This window comes from Psychrobacter sp. TB55-MNA-CIBAN-0194, assembly GCF_040309505.1.
Lineage (GTDB): Bacteria > Pseudomonadota > Gammaproteobacteria > Pseudomonadales > Moraxellaceae > Psychrobacter > Psychrobacter fozii.
The window spans coordinates 1-255 of the sequence record NZ_JBEOOW010000515.1 but is presented as its reverse complement, the minus strand read 5'-3'; the positions used below and the strand labels follow the sequence as shown (position 1 = coordinate 255).

Annotated in this window: 1 protein-coding gene; it reads left to right on the top strand. The window is 41.6% G+C overall.

All coding sequences use genetic code 11. The features are described 5' to 3' along the window. Nucleotides 1-255, top strand: a 255-nt coding sequence (locus AAEY75_RS16095; RefSeq protein ID WP_352260161.1) for a DDE-type integrase/transposase/recombinase, incomplete at both ends; no start/stop codon positions are given.

The following is a 255-nucleotide window of genomic DNA, read 5'->3' as shown; positions in this document are numbered from 1 at the left end:
ACATAGCGGTTAAGAATAAACGACCTACTAAAGGGCTAATCGTTCATTCTGATAGAGGCAGTCAGTACTGTAGCCATGCCTACCACAAGATCATTAAACAGCATCAGTTTACAGGATCTATGAGTGGCAAAGGCAATTGTTTCGACAACGCTCCGATAGAAAGTTTCTGGGGCGTATTAAAGAATGAGTTGGTGTATCACGAAGACTATAAAACAAGGTTCGAAGCCATCAGCGATATCATTGGCTATATTGAGC